This window comes from Pseudomonas sp. EGD-AK9, from assembly GCF_000465935.2.
GTDB lineage: Bacteria > Pseudomonadota > Gammaproteobacteria > Pseudomonadales > Pseudomonadaceae > Aquipseudomonas.
The window spans coordinates 1-4,382 of the sequence record NZ_AVOF01000269.1 but is presented as its reverse complement, the minus strand read 5'-3'; the positions used below and the strand labels follow the sequence as shown (position 1 = coordinate 4,382).

Annotated in this window: 3 protein-coding genes; 1 reads left to right on the top strand and 2 read right to left on the bottom strand. The window is 68.8% G+C overall.

Annotated features, from left to right (window positions below; all coding sequences use genetic code 11):
• Together N878_RS13470 and N878_RS13465 are read right to left on the bottom strand one after the other, a co-directional pair.
• Nucleotides 1-519: AraC family ligand binding domain-containing protein (locus N878_RS13470; RefSeq protein ID WP_021444175.1), on the bottom strand; the 519-nt coding region annotated here is incomplete at its 3' end.
• A 3-nt stretch (nucleotides 520-522) separates the two neighbouring features.
• Nucleotides 523-1,092 carry a GNAT family N-acetyltransferase gene (locus tag N878_RS13465; RefSeq protein ID WP_021444174.1) on the bottom strand — a complete coding sequence of 190 codons (570 nt, stop codon included), beginning with the start codon at nucleotides 1,090-1,092 and terminating at the stop codon, nucleotides 523-525.
• Nucleotides 1,093-1,283: 191 nt separating this feature from the next.
• Between N878_RS13465 and N878_RS13460 the strand changes: the two genes are divergently transcribed.
• Nucleotides 1,284-4,382 (top strand): PAS-domain containing protein (locus tag N878_RS13460; RefSeq protein ID WP_021444173.1); only part of this gene is annotated, 3,099 nt, incomplete at its 3' end.

The window sequence follows — 4,382 nt, the reverse complement described above, 5'->3', positions numbered from 1 at the left end:
TTCCTGGCCGACGCCACGCGGCGCCGGCTGGCGCGCGTAACGCTGCAGCAGCTCGAGCATCGCCTCGCGCCACAGGGTCTGACGCTGCAGCGCCTCGCTGTGCGGATCCTCCAGCAAGCGGTGCAGCGCGCTCAACCGCGACGCCAGGACCGGGTCGTGATGCACCGTATCCTGGAACATCGGCGGCGTGGTCTGCGGCAGTTCGAGCTCGGCCAGCAATGCCTCGAAGGTGCCGGGCTGCGGGTAGAACACCCGGTACTGCCAGCCCTGCTCGACGCCCTTGGAACCGGTGTGCACCTCGTCCGGATTGAGCAAGGCGATGCTGCCGGCGCCCGCCAGGTGGTCGACGCCGCGATAGCGATAGCGCTCGGCGCCGGCTTCGAGCACGGCGATCACATGGCCGTCGTGCACGTGCGGGGCGAAACGGTGCTCGATGAAGCGCGCGGACAGCAGCTCCAGCCCGTGCAGATCGTCGCTGGCGCTGAACCGCGCGCGTTCGCCTCCCGCCAACGGCTGCATGGCTCAGGCGCCGAAGCGCGCCTCCAGCTTCTCGCGCACCTGCGGCCACTCCTGATCGGTGATGCTGTACAGCACGGTGTCGTCGAGGCGGCCGTCGGCCAGGCGCCGGTGGTTGCGCAGCAGCCCCTCGCGCACGGCGCCGAGCTTCTCGATGGCGCGCTGCGAGCGCAGGTTGCTGGCGGCGGTCTTCAGTTGCACGCGGACCATGCCCCAGTTGTCGAAGGCATGCTTGAGCATCAGGTACTTGATGCTGGTATTCAGCCCGCTGCCGTGCTGGCCGCGGTCGAGCCAGGTCCAGCCGATCTCGCAGGCCGGCAGGTTGTTCATGAAGTCGCCGAAGCGGGTGGTGCCGACCAGCTGCTCGCCGAGGCGGATGACGAACGGCAAGGCGCGCAACTCGCGCAGATCGCTCAGGGCGCTGCGATACCAGTCCAGGCGCTGGGTGCCGCTCATGTACAGCAGCTCGTCGCGATTGGCCTCGGCCAGCGCCACCAGCGCCGGGATATCGGCGTCGGCCAGCGGCTCCAGGCGCAGGGCGCCGCGTTGCAGAGTCACCAGTTGCGGCTTGAACATAGGGTCCCTCCTCGGACAGCCTCGCAAGCCGGTCACGCTATCAGGCGCGCGCCTGCGGCACAATTGGCCTGCGCTGCCCCGCTCGCTGCGACCTTGGTCGCAACTGACGCGCGCGGGCTTTGGTGCAACACTGCTGCTTATCGCCGCCGGCCGTGCCGGCGTTCCGTTCTCTCCTGCGTTCCGGAGTCCGCATGTCGCTGTCCCCCGGGCTGATCGCCGCGGTCGCCCTGATCTACATGGCCATCCTCTTCGCCATCGCCTTCTATGGCGACCGGCGCAGCACGCCCATGCCACCGAAGGTGCGCGCCTGGGTCTACTCGCTATCGCTGGCGGTCTATTGCACCAGCTGGACCTTCTTCGGCGCGGTCGGCCAGGCCGCCGAACAGCTGTGGTCGTTCCTGCCGATCTACCTGGGGCCGATCATCCTGCTGCTGAGCATGCCCTGGGTGCTGCAGAAGATGGTGATGATCAGCAAGCAGGAGAACATCACCTCGATCGCCGACTTTATCGCCGCCCGTTACGGCAAGTCGCAGTCGCTGGCCGTGGTGGTGGCGCTGATCTGCCTGGTCGGCGTGCTGCCCTATATCGCCCTGCAGCTCAAGGGCATCGTCCTCGGCGTCAACCTGCTGATCGGCGAGCACGCGCTGGATACCGGCACCAGTGCCCAGGACACTGCGCTGATCGTGTCGCTGGCGCTGGCGCTGTTCACCATCCTGTTCGGCACGCGCAACCTCGACGTCACCGAGCACCACCGCGGCATGGTGCTGGCGATCGCCTTCGAGTCGCTGGTCAAGCTGCTGGCCTTCCTCGCCGTCGGCGCCTTCGTCACCTTCGGCCTGTACAACGGTTTCAACGACCTGCTCGATCAGGCGCACAACACCGCCGAACTGGACGCCTTCTGGAACGAGGCGGTGAACTGGCCGGCGCTGCTGGTGCAGACCGGCATGGCGATGATCGCCATCGTCTGCCTGCCGCGGCAGTTCCACGTCACCGTGGTGGAGAACATCGAACCCAAGGACCTGCGCCTGGCGCGCTGGGTGTTTCCCGCCTACCTGGTGCTGGCCGCACTGTTCGTGGTGCCCATCGCCCTGGCCGGGCAGATGCTGCTGCCGGCCGGCATCACCCCGGACTCCTTCGTCATCAGCCTGCCACTGGCCGAGGCTCATCCGGGTCTGGCGGTGCTGGCCTTCATCGGCGGCGCCAGCGCCGCCACCGGCATGGTGATAGTCGCGTCCGTCGCCTTGTCGACCATGATCTCCAACGACATGCTGCTGCCCTGGCTGCTGCGCCGGCAGAGCACCGAGCGGCCGTTCGAGGCCTTCCGCCACTGGATGCTCACCGCGCGCCGGGTCAGCATCGTGCTGATCCTGCTGCTGGCCTACGTCTGCTACCGCCTGCTCGGCGAGGGCGCCAGCCTGGCCACCATCGGCCAGGTGTCGTTCGCCGCCATCGGCCAGCTGGCGCCGGCCATGTTCGGCGCCCTGGTGTGGAAACAGGCCAACCGCCGCGGCGTGTTCGCCGGGCTGATCTTCGGCGCCCTGTTGTGGTTCTACACCCTGGTGCTGCCGCTGGCGGCGCGCGGCATGGGCTGGTCGCTGGCCAGCTTCCCCGGGCTGAGCACCCTGCTCTACGCGCCCATCGGTCTGCAGGTCGACCCGCTGACCCGCGGCGTGGTGCTGTCGCTGGCCGGCAACCTGCTGCTGTTCGCCTGGGTCTCCTGGTTCTCCCGCACGCGGGTGTCGGAGCACTGGCAGGCCGGGCGCTTCATCGGCCACGACCTGGGCACCAAACCGAGCAACCGCAGCCTGCTGGCGGTGCAGGTCGAGGACCTGCTGCTGCTGGCCAGCCGCTTCGTCGGCGAGGAGCGCGCGCGGCAGAGCTTCGTGCGCTTCGCCGAGCGCCAGGGTAAGCCGTTCGAGGCCAACCAGCCGGCCAACAGCGAATGGATCGCCCACACCGAACGCCTGCTGGCCGGCGTGCTCGGCGCCTCCAGTACCCGCGCGGTGGTCAAGGCGGCCATCGAAGGCCGCGAGATGCAGGTCGAGGACGTGGTGCGCATCGTCGACGAGGCGTCCGAGGTGCTGCAGTTCAATCGCGCCCTGCTGCAGGGGGCGATCGAGAACATCACCCAGGGCATCAGCGTGGTCGACCAGAACCTGCGCCTGGTGGCCTGGAACCACCGCTACCTGGAGCTGTTCGACTACCCCGAGGGGTTGATCTACGTCGGCCGGCCGATTGCCGAGATCATCCGCTTCAACGCCGAACGCGGCATGCTCGGCGGCGGCGACGTCGAGGAGAACGTGGCCAAGCGCCTGTACTGGATGCGCCAGGGCACCGCGCACAGCTACGAGCGGGTATTCCCCAACGGCCGGGTGATCGAGCTGATCGGCAACCCCATGCCCGGCGGCGGCTTCGTCATGAGCTTCACCGACATCACCGAATTCCGCGAGGCCGAGCGTGCGCTCAAGGAAGCCAACGAGAGCCTGGAGCGACGGGTCGCCGAGCGCACCCGGGAGCTGTCCAAGCTCAACCAGGCGCTGACCGAGGCCAAGGCCCACGCCGAGGCCGCCAACCAGTCGAAGACGCGCTTTCTCGCCGCGGTCAGCCACGACCTGATGCAGCCGCTCAACGCCGCGCGGCTGTTCTCCGCGGCGCTGGCCCACCAGGACGAGGCGCTGCCGCACGAGGCGCAGGAACTGGTGCGCCATCTGGACAGCGCGCTGCGCTCGGCCGAAGACCTGATCACCGACCTGCTGGACATCTCGCGCCTGGAGAACGGTCGCATTGCTCCGGATCGCCACCCCTTCGCCCTGGCCAGCCTGTTCGACACCCTCGCCGCCGAGTTCGGCGTGCTGGCCGCCGAACAGGGTATCGACCTGCGCGTGCGCGGCAGCAAGCAGTGGGTCGACAGCGACAGCAAGCTGCTGCGGCGCATCCTGCAGAACTTCCTGACCAACGCCTTCCGCTACGCCAAGGGCCGCGTGGTGCTCGGCGTGCGCCGCGAGGGCCAGCATCTGCGCCTGGAGGTGTGGGACCGCGGCGCCGGCATCCCCGAGGACAAGCGCAAGGTGATATTCGAGGAGTTCAAGCGCCTGGACAGCCACCAGACCCGCGCCGAGAAGGGCCTGGGTCTGGGCCTGGCGATCGCCGACGGCCTGTGCCGGGTGCTCGACCACCGCCTGGAGGTGCGTTCCTGGCCGGGCAAGGGCAGCGTGTTCAGCGTCAGCGTGCCGCTGGCGCGCCGGCCGGCGGCCAGGCCCAAGGCGGCGGTCGGCAGCGAGGTCAACGGC